Source organism: Bradyrhizobium hereditatis (genome assembly GCF_020329435.1).
Lineage (GTDB): Bacteria > Pseudomonadota > Alphaproteobacteria > Rhizobiales > Xanthobacteraceae > Bradyrhizobium > Bradyrhizobium hereditatis.
Genome location: NZ_JAGKJK010000014.1, coordinates 53745 through 74211 on the forward strand (window position 1 = coordinate 53745; position 20467 = coordinate 74211).

Annotated in this window: 19 protein-coding genes; 10 read left to right on the plus strand and 9 right to left on the minus strand. The window is 63.8% G+C overall.

The window, feature by feature from the left end:
* Positions 1-87: 87 nt before the first annotated feature.
* Positions 88-1251: a TAXI family TRAP transporter solute-binding subunit gene (locus J6524_RS28270; RefSeq protein ID WP_225676735.1), complete on the minus strand. Its 1164-nt coding sequence runs from the start codon at positions 1249-1251 to the stop codon at positions 88-90.
* 31 nt (positions 1252-1282) lie between these two features.
* Positions 1283-2392, minus strand: coding sequence for an SEL1-like repeat protein (locus J6524_RS28275; RefSeq protein WP_225676737.1), 1110 nt, complete (start codon positions 2390-2392; stop codon positions 1283-1285).
* A gap of 535 nt (positions 2393-2927) precedes the next feature.
* On the opposite strand from J6524_RS28275, the gene J6524_RS28280 reads away from it, so the two are divergent.
* Complete coding sequence (locus tag J6524_RS28280) at positions 2928-3362, plus strand: hypothetical protein (protein WP_225676739.1); 435 nt, start codon at positions 2928-2930, stop codon at positions 3360-3362.
* Positions 3363-3517: 155 nt separating this feature from the next.
* Here the strand turns inward: J6524_RS28280 and J6524_RS28285 are convergent, their stop codons facing one another.
* The gene (locus J6524_RS28285) at positions 3518-4492 is read right to left on the minus strand and encodes an NADPH:quinone oxidoreductase family protein (protein WP_225676741.1); all 975 of its coding nucleotides are present in this window, start codon (positions 4490-4492) and stop codon (positions 3518-3520) included.
* Here J6524_RS28285 and J6524_RS37465 point away from each other — a divergent pair.
* The 8 genes from J6524_RS37465 to J6524_RS28320 all read left to right on the plus strand — a co-directional run bounded on the left by J6524_RS37465 (position 4491) and on the right by J6524_RS28320 (position 12533).
* Positions 4491-4616 carry a hypothetical protein gene (locus J6524_RS37465; protein ID WP_283843357.1) on the plus strand — a complete coding sequence of 42 codons (126 nt, stop codon included), beginning with the start codon at positions 4491-4493 and terminating at the stop codon, positions 4614-4616. The genes J6524_RS28285 and J6524_RS37465 overlap by 2 nt on opposite strands.
* Positions 4609-5448 (plus strand): SDR family oxidoreductase, encoded by an 840-nt coding sequence (locus J6524_RS28290; RefSeq protein WP_225676742.1) that lies wholly within the window; start codon positions 4609-4611, stop codon positions 5446-5448. The genes J6524_RS37465 and J6524_RS28290 overlap by 8 nt, the downstream gene beginning before the upstream one ends.
* Before the next feature lie 165 nt (positions 5449-5613).
* On the plus strand, positions 5614-6240 hold the full coding sequence (locus tag J6524_RS28295) for an invasion associated locus B family protein (protein ID WP_225676744.1): 627 nt from the start codon (positions 5614-5616) through the stop codon (positions 6238-6240).
* 206 nt (positions 6241-6446) lie between these two features.
* Positions 6447-7646: a dual-specificity RNA methyltransferase RlmN gene (gene rlmN, locus J6524_RS28300; RefSeq protein WP_225676746.1), complete on the plus strand. Its 1200-nt coding sequence runs from the start codon at positions 6447-6449 to the stop codon at positions 7644-7646.
* A 118-nt stretch (positions 7647-7764) separates the two neighbouring features.
* Positions 7765-8256 (plus strand): hypothetical protein, encoded by a 492-nt coding sequence (locus J6524_RS28305; RefSeq protein WP_225676749.1) that lies wholly within the window; start codon positions 7765-7767, stop codon positions 8254-8256.
* 90 nt (positions 8257-8346) lie between these two features.
* Entirely contained in the window at positions 8347-9108 is a 762-nt protein-coding gene (locus tag J6524_RS28310) for a phosphatase PAP2 family protein (protein ID WP_225676751.1), read from the plus strand.
* Positions 9109-9220: 112 nt separating this feature from the next.
* Positions 9221-10558, plus strand: a complete 1338-nt coding sequence (gene argG / locus J6524_RS28315) for an argininosuccinate synthase (protein WP_225676753.1) — start codon at positions 9221-9223, stop codon at positions 10556-10558.
* Between the two features lie 220 nt (positions 10559-10778).
* Complete coding sequence (locus J6524_RS28320) at positions 10779-12533, plus strand: alkaline phosphatase (RefSeq protein WP_225676754.1); 1755 nt, start codon at positions 10779-10781, stop codon at positions 12531-12533.
* A gap of 78 nt (positions 12534-12611) precedes the next feature.
* Here the strand turns inward: J6524_RS28320 and J6524_RS28325 are convergent, their stop codons facing one another.
* Positions 12612-13220 (minus strand): TetR/AcrR family transcriptional regulator, encoded by a 609-nt coding sequence (locus tag J6524_RS28325; protein WP_225676995.1) that lies wholly within the window; start codon positions 13218-13220, stop codon positions 12612-12614.
* Positions 13221-13444: 224 nt separating this feature from the next.
* Here J6524_RS28325 and J6524_RS28330 point away from each other — a divergent pair, with 224 nt between their 5' ends.
* A complete protein-coding gene (locus J6524_RS28330) occupies positions 13445-14401 on the plus strand; it encodes a homocysteine S-methyltransferase family protein (RefSeq protein WP_225676756.1) in 957 nt (318 codons plus the stop codon).
* A gap of 147 nt (positions 14402-14548) precedes the next feature.
* Here the strand turns inward: J6524_RS28330 and J6524_RS28335 are convergent, their stop codons facing one another.
* From J6524_RS28335 to J6524_RS28355, 5 genes are all read right to left on the minus strand, one after another.
* Entirely contained in the window at positions 14549-16420 is a 1872-nt protein-coding gene (locus J6524_RS28335; protein WP_225676758.1) for an OmpA family protein, read from the minus strand.
* Positions 16421-16595: 175 nt separating this feature from the next.
* Positions 16596-16826: a hypothetical protein gene (locus J6524_RS28340; RefSeq protein WP_225676760.1), complete on the minus strand. Its 231-nt coding sequence runs from the start codon at positions 16824-16826 to the stop codon at positions 16596-16598.
* An 85-nt stretch (positions 16827-16911) separates the two neighbouring features.
* Positions 16912-17298: a VOC family protein gene (locus J6524_RS28345; RefSeq protein ID WP_225676762.1), complete on the minus strand. Its 387-nt coding sequence runs from the start codon at positions 17296-17298 to the stop codon at positions 16912-16914.
* A gap of 40 nt (positions 17299-17338) precedes the next feature.
* Entirely contained in the window at positions 17339-18166 is an 828-nt protein-coding gene (locus J6524_RS28350) for an FkbM family methyltransferase (RefSeq protein ID WP_225676764.1), read from the minus strand.
* 274 nt (positions 18167-18440) lie between these two features.
* On the minus strand, positions 18441-20441 hold the full coding sequence (locus tag J6524_RS28355) for an ABC transporter ATP-binding protein/permease (RefSeq protein WP_225676765.1): 2001 nt from the start codon (positions 20439-20441) through the stop codon (positions 18441-18443).
* Between the last annotated feature and the right edge of the window lie 26 nt (positions 20442-20467).

Here is a 20467-nt window from a genome sequence, read left to right on the forward strand (position 1 = left end):
ATCAGAACGGGGCTGTTGATTTCTTGAGCTAGATGACCCGGCGGCCACCTCAGATCAGGTCGAAGACGGGCTTCCGGCGGATACGTCTTAGCGAGTCTGCGCCCTTGCGCTTCGCTCCGCTTCCCAGGCCTGGAACTGCCTGAACAGGGCTTCCTTGTCCGCGTCGGTCTTGACGCTTGCGGCGGTGGTCGGGCTCTGTTTCAGGAATTCGTCGAATCTGGCGCGCGACACCGCCTCGATGTTGCGGCTCTTGAGCCATTGCTCGGCGACCGGCAGACGCTGCCAGTCCGGCAACGGCGCCGACAGTGACACTTCCTTCCACTTCGGATGGAACGGCGGATTCTGGAAGGTCGGAAACTTGGTGAAAAAGGCGTCCACGAACTGGGCGAGCTTGCGGTAACGGTCCGTGTTGGGCGCCCAATTGTAGGCCGCGAGCACCGCCGGCACGGCGATCGTGTCGACCTTCCCGCCTTCCGCGATCAGGTTCGGGTAGTCCTTCGAGGTCAGCACCGCCGGCAGATAGTCGCCCTGCAGCGGCCGCGAATACTCGACCGGGACGAGGTGGAAGCGGTTGTCATTGAAGTTGCTGACCGACTTGTACGGCTTGCCGCCGACGGCGATCACCGCGTCAATCTCGCCGTTCCGCATCTTCTCCATCGCGATGCGCTGCTCGATATAGAGGAAGTTCGGCTTGATACCGAGCCGTTCGAAGACGACAGCCGCGGTGACGAAGGTGCCGCCATTGGGAAGGTCGACGCTGACCCTCTTGCCGTTGAGCTGGCTGATGTTCGTCACCGATTTCGGCGCAAGGACGTACATCTCTTCATTGTAGAGCTTCGTTACATAAGTGAACTGCTTCTTGATGTCCTTGGCGAAGCCTTTTTTCTCCAGATAGTCGAGCGTGTCGGCGCGCACGATGCCGAGGTCGACACCCTGCAGGAACAGGATGTCGGCCACGCTCTGCACAGAGCCGCGCCCGACGATCGGGAGTACGCGCAACTTGTTTCCATCGTCGAGCACGGAAGCAAGGTCGGCGCCAAACTGCACATAGGTGCCGCCGATCGTTCCGGAAATCAGTGTGACTGTATTGGCGTTCAGCGCCTGCTTGGTGGAAACTGAGCCGAACTGAAAAATCGCTTTGAGACTTTCGCTTACCTTAGCTGGATCGTATTCCGTCTCAGCGGCCTTGGCCGCCGTAGTGCTGCATGCCACTGTCAAGGCGAGCAATGCCATTCCCACTAAATGTCGCATGGGTTCCTCTGCGCTGGTCTTGAGTAATTAACTAGTTCTGCAATTGGCCCAGCCGTCGTTTCGCATCGGCCGAACCGAGCTGGGCTGCCTTCTGGTACCAAATCTTTGCCGCCGCAGGATCAGGTGTGACGCTCCGCAGATCCTGGCTGCCCAGCACCTGCGGATCATAGGTTCCCGCTAGCATCAGCGCGGCCTCAGGCTCCTGCGCGTCCGCTGCGCGTTCGAGCAGCAGCCGGGCGGAGGTGATGTCGCCGATCGAGAGCAGGTTCTTCGCCCGCTTGAGTAGCGCCGCCAGTTCGTCTGGATCGATGCGGCGTGCCGGCGCCGCCTCACGCGGGGCCGGAGCGGGCTCACGAACCGCCGGTGCAGCCGCAGCAATCGGGGCCGGCGGCGCAATCGCAGCGACGACTTCGCGGGACGCTTCGCGAGCCACGGGCTCGGGAACCGCGACCTTACCTTTCAGCGCGCTCTGATAGGCGGCGGCAATTTCGTCCCGCGTCGGCGAGGCCGAGGCCAATGCGCTGGTATTGGGCGAGGTACGGCGAGCAGCAGCGAGCTCGGCTCCCGTCGGTTCGGCGGCAACCGGCGGCGCGGCAACGCGCGGCTGCGGCGCAGGCTCCGGCACTGCCGCAGCGAGCTGGGCGGCCGGCGGGGCGCTGCCACCACCGCCGCTACCGCCAAGCGAGGCGTTGAAGATCACGGCGCGTGTCGAATCGATGGAAAACAGAGCGAGAACGCCCGCGATCGCCGATACCACCGCGACGCCGGTGATGATGCGGCCGGCGCGCGCCTTCTTCAGTCCGCCGCTACCGAACCTTCCGCTGCCGAACTGATACTCGGAGAGCTGCTGATGGGATTCCTCTTCGTAGTTGGAGAGGAAAAGCGGCACCTGCTCGTGAGGCGGCAGCTCCTCGGGAAGCACTTCTGTACGCTCGAACGATGCATCCCTTCGATCGAACGACAGGGCAAAGGGCTGGTCGTATTGAGCCTGCTCGTAGCGGGAATGCTCAAGCCGGGGTTGCTCGTAACGGAGCTGCTCGTACCTGGATTGATCGGCCTCATACAACCGAGGATCGCTGATGGCTTCATCAAACCGGTCAAACGGATCTCTTGCCTGAACGGGCCTGGTATTCTCCACCATGGTGATGCTCCCCACTACCTGACGCAACCGACGGGCGTCCCCTGCACTTGCTTCTTGCTCTTGTTGACGTACAGGCGCCCCCTCTACTGGCCCGTAAAATCGCACACGGAATGGGTTCAAAAAACGACGGCGGGGGGCGCGAATTAGGATATTTTTTGGTATGATTAAGGCAGACAAGCGGCATCGGGCGCTCTCAGAACACGCATTGTTACCGGCAAAATATCTTGGTGAGATAAAAACTGGGCCTCGCCGGCCGCGCCGCACGGGCTTTTCACCCCTCAACGGACGAAACTCATCATCCTCGACTGCAGCATGGAATCGTTCGCGACTGCAACGTTCCGCAGGCCCGGTCGTTCATCCCTTCGTCGTCGAGCCGACTTAGTGTTGGTGCGCATCTTACGATCCGGATCAATGCAGATGCGCTTCTCAGACTACGACGACCCACAGGCGAAAGCTCGACCTAGTTCAAGAACGGCGGGGAAGCTAGATCGGGCATCGGCTTGAAACTGCAACCTGAAGATGATATTCGACAGGCATGTTGAAGCTCGGCAAATCGGCGAAATATGGCGCAGCCCTTGCCGCGGTTGCGCTCTATTTCTCGATCGCCCTGTGGCTCGAACGAAGTTACGTCAGTCCCGTGCCAAAAGGGCAGGTCGCGGTTCAGATGCGGCCGCCGTTCGAACCGCTGGGCGGCGCGGCTTTCCGGTACCTTCCGAGCGCACCCAGCGAGGGCAACTCGCTGATGGCCTTTGCCGAGGATCCCGCGAACGCGGGCGACCGCCGCTCGCCGATCATCATCTACGAGGGTCATCATCCGCTCGGGCCGGCGCACAGCACGTTCGAGAACATCAGCAGGATCGGTCGCGGACATTTCGCGCATTGGACCGATCAAGGGTTCGTGTTCTCGACGAGCGACGGCAGCGATCCCAACCGCAACGGCCGACTATACTGGCTCGTGATCAAGGGCTGAGCCGGTCGACCTCTTAAGATGTGCGCCGTCACCAATCAGCCTTTCGGTGCGGCCTTGCTGCGCCCGCCCATCGATGACGGGCGCCTCGCGTTCCCGGCGTCGTTACCGTCGCGGTCGGCGGTCGATAGTTCGGCAGAGCGATCCGGTATCCCCGCCTAGGGGTGCAGGATCACCTTGCCCATCGCCTTGCGGCCGGCGAGCACTTTCAGCGCTTCGGCAGTTTGCGCCAGCGGGAAGGTGCGGTCGACATGCGAGGAGATCTTGCCTTCCGCGGTCCATTTGACGAGCTTTTCCAGGTTGGCACGGTTCTTCTCCGGATTGACCCTGGTCCACGCGCCCCAGAACACGCCGCGGATATCGCAACCCTTAAGAAGTGCGAGATTGAGCGGCATCTTCGGAATGTCGCCTGCCGCAAAGCCGATCACCAGGAAGCGGCCTTCCCAGGCGATCGAGCGCAACGCGGCTTCGGCGTAGGTGCCGCCGACCGGATCGAAGATGATGTCGACGCCCTTGCCGCCCGTGAGCCGGCGCAGACCCTCTTTCAGGTCTTCCTTGCTGTAGTTCAGCGTCAGCTCGGCGCCGTGCGCCTTGGCGAATTCGAGCTTCTCATCCGATGACGCGCAGGCGATCACCTTCAAGCCCATCAGCTTGCCGAGTTCGCACGCCGCAAGTCCGGTGCCGCCGGCCGCGCCCAGCACCGCGAGCGTCTCACCCGGCTTCGGGCTGGCGCGATCTTCCAGCGCATGCAGCGCCGTGCCGTAGATGATGATGATGCCGGCGGCGCGATCGAAATCCAGATTGTCAGGAATTTTCACGATGGAGCTTGCGGGAAGCGCGATCTTTTCCCGCGCGCCGTTATGGCCGCAGGACGCCACCACGCGATCGCCGACCTTGAGATCGGTGACGCCGGCGCCGACGCTTTCGATCACGCCGGCAACCTCGGCGGCCGGCGAGAACGGGAACGGCGGCTTGATCTGGTACTTGCCCTGGATCATCAGGATGTCGAAGAAATTCAGCGCCGCGGCCTTGATCGCGATCACGGCCTGTCCGGGCTCGGCCAACGGATCGGGCACATCCGCGAGCACGAGATCGTCGGGTTGACAATATTGCGAGCAGAGAATGGCTTTCATGACGCACCTGATTTTCGGACCGACACGGATGACTGACAGCTTCATGCCGGATTTGAAGCCGGGCTACAATCCGATTCCGATGCATGACCTCATGGTGGCTCAAGGGGATTCAAACGATGTTTGAAAAGGACTTGCTCGCGGGTAAGCGGATCTTGATCACCGGCGGCGGCTCGGGGCTCGGCGCCGCGATGGGACATCGCTTCGTCGAGCTCGGCGCCGAGCTATTGATCTGCGGCCGCCGGTTAGAGGTGCTGGAGGCGACGGCCGCGCGGCTGCGCGGAGAGCTCGGCGGCAAGGTTAACGTGATCGGTTGCGATATCCGAGATGGCGCCGCGGTCGATGCTATGATGGACGAGATCTGGCGCGAGGCGCCGATCGACGTGCTGGTCAACAATGCTGCCGCGACCTTCATCGCACAGACCGAACGGCTGTCGTTTCGCGCGGCAGATGCGATCCTGGCGCCGACCCTGCACGGGACCATGTATTGCACGCTCGCCGCGGGTGCGCGCTGGATCGACGGCAAGCGCACGGGCGTGGTGTTGAGCATTCTCTCGACCTCGACGATCACCGGCCGCGCCTTCACGGTGCCATCTGCGATGGCGAAGTCCGCGGTGCTAGCGATGACCAAGAGCCTCGCCGTGGAGTGGGGACCCAAGGGCGTGCGTACGGTCGCGATCGCGCCCGGCGCGTTTCCGACGCCTGGCGCATCGGGCCAGCTCCGTCCCGAGGGTCGCGATGAAAGCTGGGCGGAGCGCAATCCGCTCGGCCGCGCCGGCGAACATGGCGAGCTTGCCAACCTGGCAAGCTTTCTGATCTCCGACCAGGCCGGCTACATCAATGGCGAGATGGTAGTGCAGGATGGCGGCGCTCACTTGCGCAGTTCCGGCGCCGAGGATCTCTTGCAATGGACCGATGCGCAGTGGCAGAGACAGCGCGAGCGCCGGTCCAAGGGGTGAAACCCAAGCATGTCTTGATTCGCTGGCGGGGACCTGGGACGAAGCGTCGCCACGACGGTGACATCGCTGTAACTGCCTTCCCAAAAAACGATTTCCCGGCTATCCATCCCCGGCGGCGCGACGCGCCCTCGGGCCATCTTCCAGTCACAATGATGAGGGAACCAGTTGTCCGTGTTGCGAATACTGGCATTTCTGGTTGCGATTTCGGCGTTGTGCGGGACCACAGCCCTCGCGCAAACACAAAGCCCTGCTTCGAAGGGTGCCAAGGACTCAGGCAAGGCGGCACCTGCACCTGCACCTGCGCCGGCGGCAAAGAACCCGGCACCGGCTGCTGCCGCGGGCGCCGAGCCAACCTTGATCGGTCAGTACGGCACCTGGGGTGCCTATACGGCAACACCGAATGGCAAGAAGGTGTGCTTCGCGCTGGCGAAGCCATCGTCATCGAAAACCAATCCGCCGAATCGTCCGCGTGATCCCGCCTACGCGTTCGTCTCGACGCGTCCGGCAGAGAAGGTTTTCAACGAAGTTTCGATCATGATCGGCTACGCGCTGAAGCCCGGCTCCGAATCCTCGCTCGAGGTCGGTGGCGCCTCATACGCCATGTACACCCAGGGCGACGGGCTCTGGATCAAGAACGCGGCGGAGGAAGAGCAGATGGTCAACGCCATGCGCAAATCCGCCGAGGTCGTGGTCAAGGGCGTCTCCGCCAAGGGCACCGAGACCACGGACGTCTTTTCGCTGAAGGGGCTGTCCCAGGCGCTCGACCGGCTGGCACAGGATTGCAAGCGCTAGGGCGCTTTTGAGCGCAGAATGGCGTTGTTTGCGGCCCCTGGAAGACATATTTGAGTGTAACTCGTAGGGTGGGCAAAGGCGCGAAGCGCCGTGCCCACCATTAATGTTTGTGGTGGGCACGGCGGAGTTCATCATCGGGCGCATATTCGCGCGACCCGGTGGCTTTGCCCACCCTACGCTCCGCTTCAACCGTCTCGTGTGAGTTAATGACGCTTTCATCTTCCGTGGCGCCGCTTGAGAAGGTTCCGCTCGAAACCTACGTGCCGCCAGCAAAGCCCTGGCTGATCGGCCTGTCGCGCGCCGAAATCGCCGACCGGCTCGGCGAGATCGGCGTTCCACCGGCGCAGCGCAAGATGCGCACGCAGCAGCTCTGGCACTGGATGTATTTTCGCGGCGCCAAGAGCTTTGCCGAGATGACGAGCGTCTCCAAGGACATGCGCGCCGAGCTGGAGCAGCATTTTACCGTCGATCGCCCCGAAGTGGTGGCCGAGCAGATTTCTAGCGACGGCACCCGCAAATGGCTGCTGCGACTGCCGAGTGGCGACGCGTTCCAGAAGGCGCATGAGGTCGAGTGCGTCTACATTCCCGAAACCGATCGCGGCACGCTCTGTGTTTCCTCGCAGGTCGGCTGCACGCTGAACTGCTCGTTCTGCCACACCGGCACGCAGCGGCTGGTGCGCAATCTCACCGCCGGCGAGATCGTCGGCCAGATCATGGTAGCGCGCGACCGCCTCAACGATTGGGCGGATCGGGAAACGCCGAGCGGCGGCCGGCTCGTCACCAACATCGTCATGATGGGCATGGGCGAGCCGCTCTACAATTTCGATGCGGTGCGCGATGCCTTGCTGATCGTTGCCGACAATGAAGGCATCGGCATTTCCCGACGGCGCATCACGCTGTCGACCTCGGGTGTGGTGCCGAACATCATCCGCACCGGCGAGGAGATCGGCGTCATGCTGGCGATCTCGCTGCATGCGGTGCGCGATGAGCTCCGCAACGAACTGGTGCCGCTGAACCGGAAATATCCGATTGCCGAACTGCTGCAGGCCTGCCGCGACTATCCGGGCTCGTCGAACGCGCGCCGCATCACCTTCGAATACGTGATGCTCAAGGGCGTCAATGATTCCCTTGAGGATGCCAAGTTGCTGGTGAAGCTGCTCAAGGGCATCCCAGCCAAGATCAATCTGATCCCGTTCAATCCGTGGCCGGGCACGGCTTACGAATGCTCGGATTGGGAGCAGATCGAAAAGTTCTCCGAATATATCTTCAACGCCGGCTATTCCTCGCCGGTGCGCACGCCGCGCGGCCGCGACATCCTCGCTGCCTGCGGCCAGTTGAAGTCGGAGACCGAAAAACTGTCCGCGCGTGAGCGCCAGGCGCTCCGCGCCATGGCGATGACGGATTGAGTGAAGGCGCACTGCATGCAGTTCGTCATTGCGAGTGAAGCGAAGCAATCCATGCCTCAACACGGGGATAGATCGATGGCTTCGTCGCTTCGCTCCCCGCAGTGACAGTGTGGCGACCATGGCGCTCATCGGCCGCATGTTCGTCATCCTGTTCGCGTTCCTCGCCGCCTGCTTCGTGGCGGGGATGATCGTGGTCGGCGCGGTGCTGTATCCTGAAATCAGCGACCTCGATAGCGGCATGATCGATCAGAGCGCGATCAACGTCATACTCGGCTTCGGCTTCATCTTCCTCTCCGGCTTTGCGCTGCTGCCGGCTCTGGTCGTGGTCTTGATCACCGAAGCCTTCTATATCCGAAGCGTGCTGGCCTATGCGATCGGCGGCGGGATCGTCGGCGCCGCCTGCTATCTCGGGCTTGTTCCGTTCGATACCGAGACGCTGCAGTTCGACGGCATCATCCGCCGCCATCTCGAAATCATGACCGGGGCCGGCATTGTTGCGGGCCTCGTCTACTGGCTGATCGCCGGACGCACCGCCGGCGCCTGGCGTGAGCCGCCGCCACCTTTGCGGCCGCCACCGCCATTACCGTCGCAGTCCCGCCCACTGTCGTGACCTTTCCTGTTTCTTCCCTTCTTCCACGAGGGAGAAGGTAAGTTTGCGTGAGCCTTTTCATCCTCGACCGCCTCGGCTAAACCCCGCGCCATGAATCGGACCGGACTTGTCATCGCGTTGGGCCTATCGCTCGTCATCGGACTGCTGTTCGGGATCTACCCCGAGCTCGATCTGAAGCTCGCGGCATTGTTCTACGATCCCGCAACTGCCTCGTTTCCATCGAAACAGAACGGGCTTTATGCTTTCGCGCGCGATGCCGCGATGTGGATCGCCTGGGCGCTGGCATTGCCGGCGCTGTTCGCGATTGTCGCAAAGCTGTTGCGGCCGGACAGGCCGATGCTGATGCCCGGACGCGCGGCGGTGTTTCTGCTGGTCACGATCCTGCTCTCTGCGGTTGTGCTGACCAACCTCACCTTCAAGAGCTATTGGGGCCGGCCGCGGCCCGTCGTGGTGACGGAGTTCAAAGGTCCCTGGAAATTCGTGCCGTGGTGGGATCCGCGCGGCGAATGCGGGCGCAACTGCTCGTTTTTCTCGGGCGAGGGCGCCACTGCGTTCTGGACCTATGCCCCCGCAGCCCTGACGCCGCCGGCCTGGCGGCCTCTCGCCTATGTGGCGGCGACCGTGTTCGGGGCCGCCACCAGCGGGCTGCGGATGGCGTTCGGCGGGCATTTCTTTACCGACGTCGCCGCGGCTGGCCTCGTCAGCTTCTTCGTGATCTGGCTGGCCTATGCCTGGATCTACCGCTGGCCGTCGACCCGGCTGACGGATGCGCAGATCGAGGCCGGACTGGCGCGCTGGGGCCGGCCCGGCTACCGCCTGTGGCGGCGCTGGCGTCGACGTGCGGCGGCGTAATTCGATCCCGGCCGCGAGGCGCCATTAAACACGTGCCCACAGCTACGAAATTTGTTATTCGCGCCGTCAAGCCGCAACCGGCATCCGCCCATTTCGACCGATTGGAAGCCCTATGAGTACGATTCTGAAAAGCCTGCCCAAGGGGGAAAAAGTCGGCATCGCTTTCTCGGGCGGTCTCGATACCAGCGCGGCGCTGCTCTGGATGAAGCAGAAGGGCGCGCGCGTCTTTGCCTATACCGCCAATCTCGGCCAGCCCGACGAGACCGACTACGACGAGATCCCACGCAAGGCGATGGAATTCGGCGCCGAGAAAGCCCGCCTGGTGGACTGCCGCACGCAGCTCGTCCACGAAGGCATCGCCGCAATCCAGTCAGGCGCCTTCCACGTCTCGACCGGGGGCATCGCGTATTTCAACACGACACCGCTCGGCCGCGCCGTAACCGGCACGATGCTGGTAGCGGCCATGAAGGAGGATGGCGTCAACATCTGGGGCGATGGCTCCACCTACAAGGGCAACGACATCGAGCGATTCTATCGCTACGGCCTTTTGACCAATCCGAGCCTGCGGATCTACAAGCCCTGGCTCGACCAGCTCTTCATCGACGAGCTCGGTGGTCGCGCAGAGATGTCGGCGTTTATGACCGCCAACGGTTTCGCGTACAAGATGAGCGCCGAAAAGGCGTACTCGACCGACAGCAACATCCTCGGCGCAACGCATGAGGCCAAGGATCTCGAACGCCTCGACAGCGGCATCAAGATCGTCAATCCAATCATGGGCGTGCCGTTCTGGCGCGACGACTGCGCGGTCAAGGCCGAACAGGTCGTGGTGCGTTTCGAGGAAGGCCAGCCTGTTGCGCTGGACGGGCAAACGTTTGCCGATCCGGTTGCGCTGTTCCTCGAAGCCAACGCTATCGGCGGCCGGCATGGCCTTGGCATGAGCGACCAGATCGAGAACCGGATCATCGAGGCGAAGAGCCGCGGCATTTATGAAGCGCCTGGCATGGCGCTGTTGCACATCGCCTATGAGCGCTTGGTCACCGGCATCCACAACGAAGACACCATCGAGCAGTACCGCATCAGCGGCATGCGCCTCGGCCGGCTGCTCTACCAGGGGCGCTGGTTCGATTCCCAGGCGCTAATGCTGCGTGAAACCGCGCAGCGCTGGGTGGCCCGCGCCGTCACCGGCGAGGTGACGCTCGAACTGCGCCGCGGCAACGACTACTCGATCCTGAATACCGAGAGCCCGAACCTGACCTATCAGCCGGAGCGGCTCAGCATGGAGAAGGTCGAGGACGCCGCATTCATGCCGGCCGACCGCATCGGCCAGCTCACCATGCGCAATCTCGACATTGCCGACACCCGCGCCAAGCTGAAGCTCTATTCGGATACGGGCTTGCTGTCCGGCAGCGAAGGCTCGGAGATCTTCAAGCTCGAAAGCGACAAGGGCTGAGAGGCTCCTGTCCCGGACGCGAGGCAGCGCGTAGGGGTAGAGCGCAGCGAAACCCATCAATCCATCCGCGGAGAAATGATGGGTATCGCTTCGCTCCACCCATCCTACGATGCTCCGAGCCCGTTATGGACTCGTCATCCGAGACAGATAGATTTGCTCGCCTGAATTGCGGAGCAGCCGCGGACGCTGCCCGCTCCGTGTGTCCGAACGGAGCCTCATCATGATCAAGCCTGTCAGCATCACCCTCGGCCTCCTGCTTTCGGCGTCAGCAGCCAATGCCCAGACGATCTATCCCATCGACCGCGCCGAAATTCTTTCCGGCGCGCAGTTCGACTTCAAGGTGGAGTTTCCCGACAAGGTCGATCCGGCGAAGCTGAAGGTGACGGTCAACGGTCAGGACTATGCCACCGCCTTCGGCCGGGCCGGAACTTTCGTCGAGCGTGAGGATGGCAAGGATCAGTCGGCGCTGATGCTCCGCGATGTCGCGCTGACCGCGCCCGGCCCTGTCGTCGTCGAAGCTGGTGACGGCACGCGAAGCCGCAAGGTGACATGGTCCGTCTACGACACGCCCCCGCGCAAGGCGAAGAACGTTATCCTGTTCATCGGCGACGGCATGTCGCCCGCCCATCGTGTGGCGGCACGGCTGCTTTCCAAGGGCATCGCCGAAGGCAAGAGCCTAGGCAAGCTTGCGATCGACGACATGCCACATATGGCGCTGGTGGCGACCGCCGGCTCCGATTCGATCATCACCGATTCCGCGAACTCGGCGAGCGCCTATGCCACCGGCCACAAGAGCGCCGTCAATGCGATGGGCGTCTACGCGGATCGCACCAAGGACCCGCTCGACGATCCCAAGGTCGAAACCATTGCGAGCCTCGTCAAGCGCCGGCTCAACATGGCTGTCGGCATCGTCAGCAACACCGAGATCGAGGATGCAACACCCGCGGCGATGCTGGCCCATACCCGCCGCCGCGCCGAGTACGATCCGATCGTCGAGCAATATTTCGCGGCCAAGCCCGAGGTGTTGCTCGGCGGCGGCAGCGCCAATTTCCTGCCAAAGGCTGCGTCCGGAAAGCGCAAGGATGATGTCGATTATATCGCCCGCTTCCGTGAGGCCGGCTATCCCTTCGCGACCACCGCGGGCGAGCTGAACGCGCTCGCGGCAAAGCCGGAGACGCGCCGGTTGCTCGGTCTATTCGCCGCCGGGAACATGGATGGCGCGCTCGACCGCAAATTCCTTAAAGGAGGCGGCGTCAAGAAATTCCCCGAGCAGCCCGACCTGACCGAACAGGTTGAGGCAGCCTTGAATGTGCTTTCAAGGAACGAGGCCGGCTTCTTCCTGATGGTGGAGTCCGGAATGATCGACAAATACGCGCATCTGCTCGACATGGAGCGCGCGGTCTATGACACCATCATGCTGGATAATTCCGTTCGCCTCGCCAAGGACTGGGCGAGCAAGCGCGGCGACGACACCCTGATCCTGGTTGTGGCTGACCACAACCATCCCAACAGCCTTGTCGGCACTATCAATGACGATATGAGCGCGACGCCGAACGTGCCGTTCCGCGAGCGCGTCGGCGTCTACGACAAGGCCGGCTTCCCGAATTATCCGGCGCCCGATGCGGAAGGCTATCCGTCGCGCGTCGACGTCAGCCGGCGGCTCGCCATCTTCTCGGCCAGCCTTCCGGACCACTACGAGACCTTCCGCCCCAAGCTCGACGATCCGAACGCGCCGACCGTAAAGGGCGACGAGGCCGGAACGTTCAAGGCCAATGACAAATACAAGGACGTCCCCGGCGCGGTGCTGCGGCCGGGCAACCTGCCGGCGATGATTGGTGCGAGCGTGCATTCCGGCGAGGACGTTATCCTGACCGCGATGGGCCCCGGCAGCGAACGGGTGCGGGGCTCGATGGACAATACCGAAGTCTTTCGCGTGATGGCGGAGGCGCTCGGTCTTGCCGCGGTAGGACGGTGAGGGCTTGCCGGGAATTCGTGTCCCGGACGCGATGCAGCGCGCCAGCGCTGCGTCCGGGGCACGAGGCCACTACGATGGTTAGGGCGCAAACATCAGCTTGATGCAGCTCCGGAACAGCATGATCTGCCGCTCCAGCTTCTTCGGATCGTTCAACGTCTTGGACATGATGATGGCGCCGTCGACGATGCAGGACAGCATGTCGGCGACATCGTCGAGATCGACTGGCTCTCTCGGAGGATAGATCGCGGCTATGCCGTCGAGAATCGTGCGGAAGCGCGCATTCCAGTCTCGCACCGACTGCGCGGTCAGTTCGCGCACTTCGCGATCGAACAGCCGCTCCTGATAGCAGATGCTGGCGATCAGGCAGCCGGGATGGCCGCTCGGCAGATCGGCCATCGTTTCGGCGAGCAGCTTCAGCGAAATCAGAAAGGCCTGCAGCGGATCGTCGGAAAGCGCGCGGCCGCGGGCGAAGATTTCGTCGAACAGCTGGTCGTTGGTCGCGACGTAGCGGCGGAGCATCTCGCGCGCGAGCGCATTCTTGTCCTTGAAATGGTAGAAGAAGCCGCTCTTGGTGAGGCCGGCCTCGGCGATCACTTCCTCGATCGAGGTGGCGCCAAATCCCTTGGAGAGAACGGCCGCCTCCGCGATTTCGAGAATTCGCTCGCGTGTGGCCTCGCCCTTGCTCAACCGGGGCTCCATAACTGTACTCATGGTACGGTTTCTCCGCCTGCGGCAGCGCGGCGGCACTGCCGCTCAATTCCCAACCATTTGAATTCGTATCGCTTTGCGGCTTCTGGTTCATCCGCACCACGAGCCGCCTAGGCCCCCGCGACACTATGAGGCACCAACATCGCCGGACCCAATCGATGCGGGCGAGACGTATCGAAGTTCCCATTCGCGGAGATCTTGAAATGGCCAAATATCGAGACGCCCTGCCGCAGCACCGCGGCGGCATTTTCCTCACCGATGGCGGCATGGAAACCACGCTGATCTTCCACGAAGGCGTGGATCTGCCGCACTTTGCCGCCTTCGTGCTGCTCGACAGCGCCGACGGACGGCAGAAGCTGAAACAGTATTATGAGTCCTATCTGTCGGTAGCGCGCAACCATGGCACGGGCTTCGTGCTCGACAGCCCGACATGGCGCGCCAATCCGGACTGGGGCGCCAAGCTCGGCTACGACGCAGACGCGCTGAAAGCGATCAACGTCCGTTCGATTGCATTTCTGGAGGAACTGCGCGCCGGCTGGGAGCGGCCGGGCGCTCCTTGCGTGATCAGCGGCGCCATCGGTCCGCGCGGCGACGGCTACAAGGCGGGCAACATGGATGCTGCCGAGGCCGAAGATTATCATCGGGCGCAGATCGCGGCCTTCGCTGAGGGCGGCGCCGATATGGTCACCGCCTATACGCTCAACAACGTTAACGAAGCGATCGGCATCGCGCGCGCAGCGCGGTCGCAAGGGATTCCGGCGGCCATCTCGTTCACTGTGGAAACCAATGGCCGCCTGGTGAAAGGAGAAACGTTGCGTGAGGCGATCGAGACCGTGGATCGCGAGACCGACGGTGCGCCCGAATACTTCCTGATCAACTGCGCGCACCCAACGCATTTCGAAGACGCGTTGAAGGCGGGTGAAGCCTGGACCGAACGTATCCATGGCATCAGGGCCAACGCCTCGACAAAGAGCCATGCCGAACTCGACGAATCCGAAACGCTCGATGCGGGTGATCCGGCCGATCTCGGGCGGCGTTATGTTGCGCTCAGGAGCGCGTTTCCCACGATGCGCATTCTTGGCGGCTGCTGTGGCACCGATCACCGGCACGCCGCAGCGATTTGCGAGGCCTGCGTGCCGCCGCGCGCCCTCAGCGCCTGATGAAAAAAATGGCCGGGATCGCTCCCGGCCATTTCAGTTGATGAGCAATCGCCGAGAGCCCGGTCCTGATTCAATCAGAACCGGACTCTCGATTTCGTTTGACGCGTTTCTTGACGCGAACCGGTGTCCACTTCGCTTGAAAACGCTTCAGCGCGGCGGCGCGGTGCCGGGCGGGGGCGGCGGCAGCGATGCCTGTCCGCCGTTGAGCAGCGGCGTGATGTTGCGGATGGTGACACGCCGATTGATCGCGCTCGGCCCGTCGACCTGCTCCTTCAGATACTGCTCGCCATAACCTTGCGAGGTGAGGTTTTCCGCGGGCACGTTGAACTGCTGCGTCAGCAAGGTGGCCGCGGATTCGGCGCGGCGGTCCGACAGCGACAGATTGTCGACGTCGTTGCCGACCGCGTCGGTGTGGCCCTCGATCAGGAACACCACGCGCGGATTTTGCTGGATAGCGCGGTTGATGCCGTCGGCGATCACCTGCAGCTTCGCCGCCTGATCGGGCGGAATCTCCCACGATCCGGTTGCGAAGTTGATGGTGTTGACGTCGATGCTGGGCATGCGTTGCCGCACCGTCGGGCTGTAGCGGATTTCGTCCAGCGTGTAGCGCCGCTCGATGTGGTCCACCGGCGGGGCCATCAGGGTCTCGTAGATCACCTCCGGCTCCGCTTCCTGCGCGTCGACGATGTAGCGATTGTAGGGGATGCGGACCGTCGGCGGCGGCAGCGCAACGAAGAAGCCGCCTACGGCGCGCGGATCGCGGTAGCTGTTGTCGATGATGATGATCTCGCGACCGCGCTCGTCGCGGCGGATACGGCGCAGCAACTGGCCGTCGCGGCCGGTCACCGTAATCACCTGCGTGCCATCGGGCCTGATCACGACGGTGCGGGTCTCGCCGCCGACGGTCTGGGTCTGGATGTCACGCGCGCCATAGCGGAAGCGGTCGACCTCGCTGTGGCGGACATATTGCTGGCCGCCGGGATCGCGAATGATGATCCGGCCCGGTTCGGTGATGATGGTGCGGCCGCCCTGCTGGGTCTCGCGGCGCTGACCGCGGAAGTCGTCCAGCCGCTGCGGGCCTGCAACGGCAGCGCCGGGTGCGACAGGCCGCAGGCTATCCGCCGCGGGTGGTGGTGGCGGCGGCAGCGGTGCGGTGACCTGAGGCGCTTGGCGGAAGGCCGGTGCGACGGTCGGCGGTGCATTCTGAACCCGGCCAGCCGGCGGCGTGGCGGCCGGCGTGCCCGGCACGGCGGTTGGCGCCGCGGGGGCTGTGCCTGCCGGAGCCGTCGGAGCGCCGGCGCTCGGCGCGGGGCTCGTCGCCGGCGCGGGGGTTGCGGCCGGGGCGGCCGCGCCCGGCGCGGGCGGAGTCGGAGCCCCTGGCCGTCCCGTCGGTGCGGTCGGCGCGGTTGTCGGTGCGCCCGCGCTCGGAGGAGGTGTCGGCGCGCCAGGGCGCGGCGGTGGCGCCGTAGTCGTGCTTCCGCCGGGTGGCGGGGCAGCGGTCGGCGCAGCTTGCGGCGCCGGCGTGGCGGCAGGGGCCGGCGGCTGCTTGGCGCCAGCTGGTGGGGGCGGCGGCGGTACAGGCGATGGCGATGGCGTCGCCTTCTGAGCTGCAGGCGGCGGCGGTGGCGGAGTCGGCGCAGCAGGTTGCTTCGGCGCGGCAGGCGCGGCCGCCGGCGGAGGTGGCGTCGGCGTCGGGCGCGCAGGTGCAGCCGCTGGAGGTGGTGGAGGCGCTGGCGGTGCCTTCGGCGCGGCAGCCGGCGGCGGAGGCGCTGCCGGACGCGGGGGTGCGGCGGCCGGAGGTGGCGGGGCAGGCGGCGCCGGCGCCTTTGGCGCTGCGGCCGGCGGTGGAGCGCCTGGGGCACCCTTCGGCGCCTCCTTCGGTCTGCCGGGCGGGCCTTCGTCCTTGTCCTTGGCTTGCGCCACGACAAGCGGAGCGGTCTGCGCATGCGATGTGGAAGTCGCGAACTGCGTCGCCGTCAACGCGGTCGTGGCGAGCAGCAGGATGCGAAGCTTGGTCATGATATCCTTGGTCCCCGAAGATAGGCTGACAGCAACGGAAGGGCCCTCATTGACATGTCAGTTGGTCGATGAGCGGCTAATCATTAGGCCGGATTGTGGCGGCCTACAAATGGTCGAGTGCTATTTATTTCATTAGCGCAATGGGTTGCATTCATTGCGCGTTCAGGAGAGGCATTCATCCGGCCCCCGGATCGGTGGCGGGATTAGGCGTGCGGGGGCCGCTCGGCCCGCGTGTCGGTAACTCCTGCGGCATCTCGCCCGGCAGCTCTTGCGGTTGTTGCGGCTGGCTTGGTTCACGTAATGGTGGTGGCGCTTCCGGGCGCGGATTGCCCGGAGGACTCTCCGGCGGCGGTTCGGTCGGCTGCCCCGGTGTCGCCGGCGGAATCTCCGGCGGTTGGTTCGGCATCACATCTCCTGAAGCTTTCAACTCCAGGGCCGACAACGCGCGAGGCGGGCGCGAGGTTCCCCCCGCACCCATCAAACGGAACCCGCTACGCCGGCCTATGGCAGACGGCTTCGATGTTGTGGCCGTCGGGATCGAGCACGAAGGCGCCGTAATAGTTCGGGTGGTAATGCGCGCGGATACCCGGCGCGCCATTATCGCGTCCGCCGGCGGCGATGGCGGCCTTGTAGAACGCGTCCACTGTGGCGCGGTCCTTTGCCACGATCGCGACATGCAACGGCTTGTCCAGCCCGCCTTCGCCGCCGATCCAGAAATCGGGCTTGCCATCGGCGCCGAAACCTGCGGCGGGCTCCTCACCGGGGCGATCCTGCTTGACCTCCATGATCAGGGCGTAATCGAGCGGCGCCAGCGCCTTCAGATAAAAGGCCTTGGAGCGTTCGTAGTCGGAAACCGGAAATCCGATATGATCGATCATCAAACTCTCCCGCGGTTGAGACTGGATGAGCCAGGGAAATTCAGCTTCGCGTCAAAAGCGTGTTGCTGCGGGTCCTGCCGGTCTCGACATAGCCGCGCGCGCGCATGTCGGCGATGCAGTCGGCCTGCCACTCGCCCTTCGATAGATGTTCGATCACGACCGCGCGCGGCCACAATGCCTGCGGCGCTTCAGCGAAGAAGCCGGTCAACACGCGATCTTCAAAACCTTCGACGTCGATCTTGAGCGCGTCGACCTGCGAGACACCGGCTTCTTCGAGGATGCGCTGCAGCCGCAGCGACGGCACCTTGATCGCCCGTCCCGAGGCCTCGCCCGATACGATGTGGCTGGCACCGAGATTGTCGCCATCGGTTTCGATCAGTAGTTCGCCGTCAGCGGGACCGGCGGCGGCCGCGACCAGCCGCACCTGGCTGTAGCCGGAGGCTGTGCTATTAAACGCAAGCCGTGCATGAGTGACCGGATGCGGCTCGATCGCAATCACCTTGCCGCCGGCGCCGACGTGGCGCGCCAGCGCTAGCGCATAGGTGCCGACATTGGCGCCGACATCCACGAACACGCCGCCCGTCGCAACATGCGCGCGCAAAAAATCCAGCTCCTCGATGTTATAGGCCGGATTGAACAGCGCGCCGCGCTCGGTGGCGCTGGCCTGATGGTAGAAGCGGAACGAGGCGCCCTGATATTGCACATCGACCGGACCTCCGCGCAGCAGGTTTACCAGCCGCGAGAGCATCGGCCGAAACGCCCCACGCTTCAGCCGCGAGCGGTGGGCCAGCGAGATGATCGCAGCCTGTGCGGCGTTGGGAGCGAACGCGCCGAACGGCGCGGGCGAAGGATCGTTGTCGGGTATCAAACTAGGGTCCTCGGCTAGAAGCGGCGCATGCATACCCGGTTTTGCACGCGACTCCAACGAGGCTCTGAGGGTGGTTTAGGCGGATCGTTCCCGTTGGCTGTCATACCCCGCCACCGGGTCGCGCGAATGCGCGCCCGATGACAGGCTCCTGCGAGGTATCCAGTACGCCGAGGCCTCTCGGTCAATCATTGCCGTCTCTGGGATACTGGATCGTCCGCCCCAGTGCGCAATTGCGCACAAGGCGGACGATGACAGTGAGCATGGCCGAGAAAATCTACGCCGCCCCTCTCGCGACCTTGCGGGGGCGCAGCAAGCGGCCGAGCAGGCGCCGCTTGTCCTTGCGCGGGATCAGGTTAACGTCGCTGACGAGCTTGGCGCCGCCCTTCCGCCGTTCCAGCACGATCTTCCGACTATGGAACGCCTCCAGCTCGGCACGATGGGCGACGCTGATGATTGTGGCGTTGGGCAGTTCGTTGATCACCATTTCCATCATCTTGTCCTGGCTCTCTTCGTCGAGCGCTGAAGTCGCCTCGTCCAGCACGACAATGTCGGGGTTGTGCAGCAGGAGGCGCGCAAAAGCCAGCCGCTGTTTTTCGCCGCCCGATAGAGTCTGGTCCCAAGGTCCCTCTTCTTCGATCTTCTCCTTCAGATGATCGAGCCCTACCTTGTGCAGGGCCTCGCAGATTTGCTCAGTGAGCCAGTCATCGGCAGCACCTGGATAGGTGATGGCACGCCGCAGAGTGCCTGACGGAATGTAGGGCTTTTGCGGCAGCATGAAGAGCCGGCGGTCGGGGTGAAAATTGACGCTACCGCCGCCCCATGGCCACAGCCCCGACAGCGCCCGGACCAGCGTACTCTTGCCGGTGCCGGAATCGCCGGCCACCAGCAATCGCTCGCCTGGTTCGATCACGACTTCGGTCTCGCCGACAACTGCGGTGCCGTCGTCGAGCGTCACCGAAAGATCGTTGAGGCTCAGTATCGCGCCGCCTTTGGTCTCGCCGCGCTTGATGCGGCCGATGCCGTCGCCCCGCTCGGCGCGCTCGAGCCCGTCCAGCGACATCATCAGCGAGGCGATGCGGCGCGCGCAGGCGTTCCAGTCGGCCAGCCGCGGATAATTGTCGACCAGCCAGCCGAACGCGGCTTGCACGATGGTAAAGGCGGAAGCCGCCTGCATCACCTGCCCGAGCGTCATGCTGCCGTCGAGGAATTTTGGCGCGCACAACAAGAGCGGGACGACCGGCGCGATCAGGCCGGATCCCTGCGACACCAGCGTCGTGCGCATATGCTGGCCCGCCATTCGCGCCCATTGCCGCAGCACTTTTGAAAAGGTCCTGTCGATGCCGTCGTGCTCTTCCTGCTCGCCGCCAAGCAGCGCGATGCTCTCGCCGTTCTCGCGCACGCGCGTCAGGACATAGCGATACTCGGCCTCGGCCTGGTTCCTGTCCTCCGATACCTGCACGAAGCTACGTCCGATCATCGTGATCGAGCCCGAGGCGATCGCGGCGTAAATGATCGCGGCGATCACGAGGAAGCCAGGAATGGTGATGGTCGAGCCGCCCAATGTCACTGTCAGCGCGCCGCCGATGGTCCAGAGCACGACAATGAAGGTGGCGGCCGAGAGGAATGCTGAGGTGACGCCTGCGACGAAATCTACCGGCGAGTCGGTCGCGATCCGCAAATCCTCGGCAATGCGATATTCCGGATTTTGATGGTCGCCGCCGACCAGATTGAGCTGATAGTAACGGCCGCTGGCCAGCCAGCGCGAGATCACCGCGTTCGTCAACCACGCGCGCCAGCGGCGTTGAATGCCCATGCGGGCGAACACCTGCGCGACGCCGAGCAGCACGCTGCCGATCGCGAGCGGAAAGAACACGGCGGCGAGGTAATAAACGGTCGGGGCATCGCGCTGCTCAATGGCATCGAAGATCGCGCGATTCCAGACATTGATGCCGTACTGAAAACCGATATGGCCGACGATCAGGACCAACAGCCCGATCGTAAACAGCCACGCCAAGCGATCGCCCTTGCGGCCCCAGTAGCCGCGCGCGCTGATCCAAAAGCGCGTCAGCAGATAATCCTTGCGCGCCTTCTCGGCCTCTTCCGGCGACATTTCTGGATCAGGCTCGATCACCTCCGGCGGCGGCGGCTCGACCTGTTCGTCGTTGTTGGCGACAACCTCGGCAAGCTCGGCTTTCTCCGCAGAAGCAAGCTCGGCTTTCTCCGCGGAATCCGGCTTGGTCGCGCGCGGATCAGATTCGCTGATTGCCCTGGCCATGCCGTCACAACGGGAGGCAAATCAAA

What these genes read in the sequence shown, in the direction of transcription:
- J6524_RS28270 (WP_225676735.1), bottom strand. Translation starts at nt 1,251, where the DNA reads ATGCGACATTTAGTGGGAATGGCATTGCTCGCCTTGACAGTGGCATGC.
- J6524_RS28275 (WP_225676737.1), bottom strand. Translation starts at nt 2,392, where the DNA reads ATGGTGGAGAATACCAGGCCCGTTCAGGCAAGAGATCCGTTTGACCGG.
- J6524_RS28280 (WP_225676739.1), top strand. Translation starts at nt 2,928, where the DNA reads ATGTTGAAGCTCGGCAAATCGGCGAAATATGGCGCAGCCCTTGCCGCG.
- J6524_RS37465 (WP_283843357.1), top strand. Translation starts at nt 4,491, where the DNA reads ATGACGCACCTGATTTTCGGACCGACACGGATGACTGACAGCTTCATG.
- J6524_RS28285 (WP_225676741.1), bottom strand. Translation starts at nt 4,492, where the DNA reads ATGAAAGCCATTCTCTGCTCGCAATATTGTCAACCCGACGATCTCGTG.
- J6524_RS28290 (WP_225676742.1), top strand. Translation starts at nt 4,609, where the DNA reads ATGTTTGAAAAGGACTTGCTCGCGGGTAAGCGGATCTTGATCACCGGC.
- rlmN (WP_225676746.1), top strand. Translation starts at nt 6,447, where the DNA reads ATGACGCTTTCATCTTCCGTGGCGCCGCTTGAGAAGGTTCCGCTCGAA.
- J6524_RS28305 (WP_225676749.1), top strand. Translation starts at nt 7,765, where the DNA reads ATGGCGCTCATCGGCCGCATGTTCGTCATCCTGTTCGCGTTCCTCGCC.
- J6524_RS28310 (WP_225676751.1), top strand. Translation starts at nt 8,347, where the DNA reads ATGAATCGGACCGGACTTGTCATCGCGTTGGGCCTATCGCTCGTCATC.
- argG (WP_225676753.1), top strand. Translation starts at nt 9,221, where the DNA reads ATGAGTACGATTCTGAAAAGCCTGCCCAAGGGGGAAAAAGTCGGCATC.
- J6524_RS28320 (WP_225676754.1), top strand. Translation starts at nt 10,779, where the DNA reads ATGATCAAGCCTGTCAGCATCACCCTCGGCCTCCTGCTTTCGGCGTCA.
- J6524_RS28330 (WP_225676756.1), top strand. Translation starts at nt 13,445, where the DNA reads ATGGCCAAATATCGAGACGCCCTGCCGCAGCACCGCGGCGGCATTTTC.
- J6524_RS28335 (WP_225676758.1), bottom strand. Translation starts at nt 16,420, where the DNA reads ATGACCAAGCTTCGCATCCTGCTGCTCGCCACGACCGCGTTGACGGCG.
- J6524_RS28340 (WP_225676760.1), bottom strand. Translation starts at nt 16,826, where the DNA reads ATGCCGAACCAACCGCCGGAGATTCCGCCGGCGACACCGGGGCAGCCG.
- J6524_RS28345 (WP_225676762.1), bottom strand. Translation starts at nt 17,298, where the DNA reads ATGATCGATCATATCGGATTTCCGGTTTCCGACTACGAACGCTCCAAG.
- J6524_RS28355 (WP_225676765.1), bottom strand. Translation starts at nt 20,441, where the DNA reads ATGGCCAGGGCAATCAGCGAATCTGATCCGCGCGCGACCAAGCCGGAT.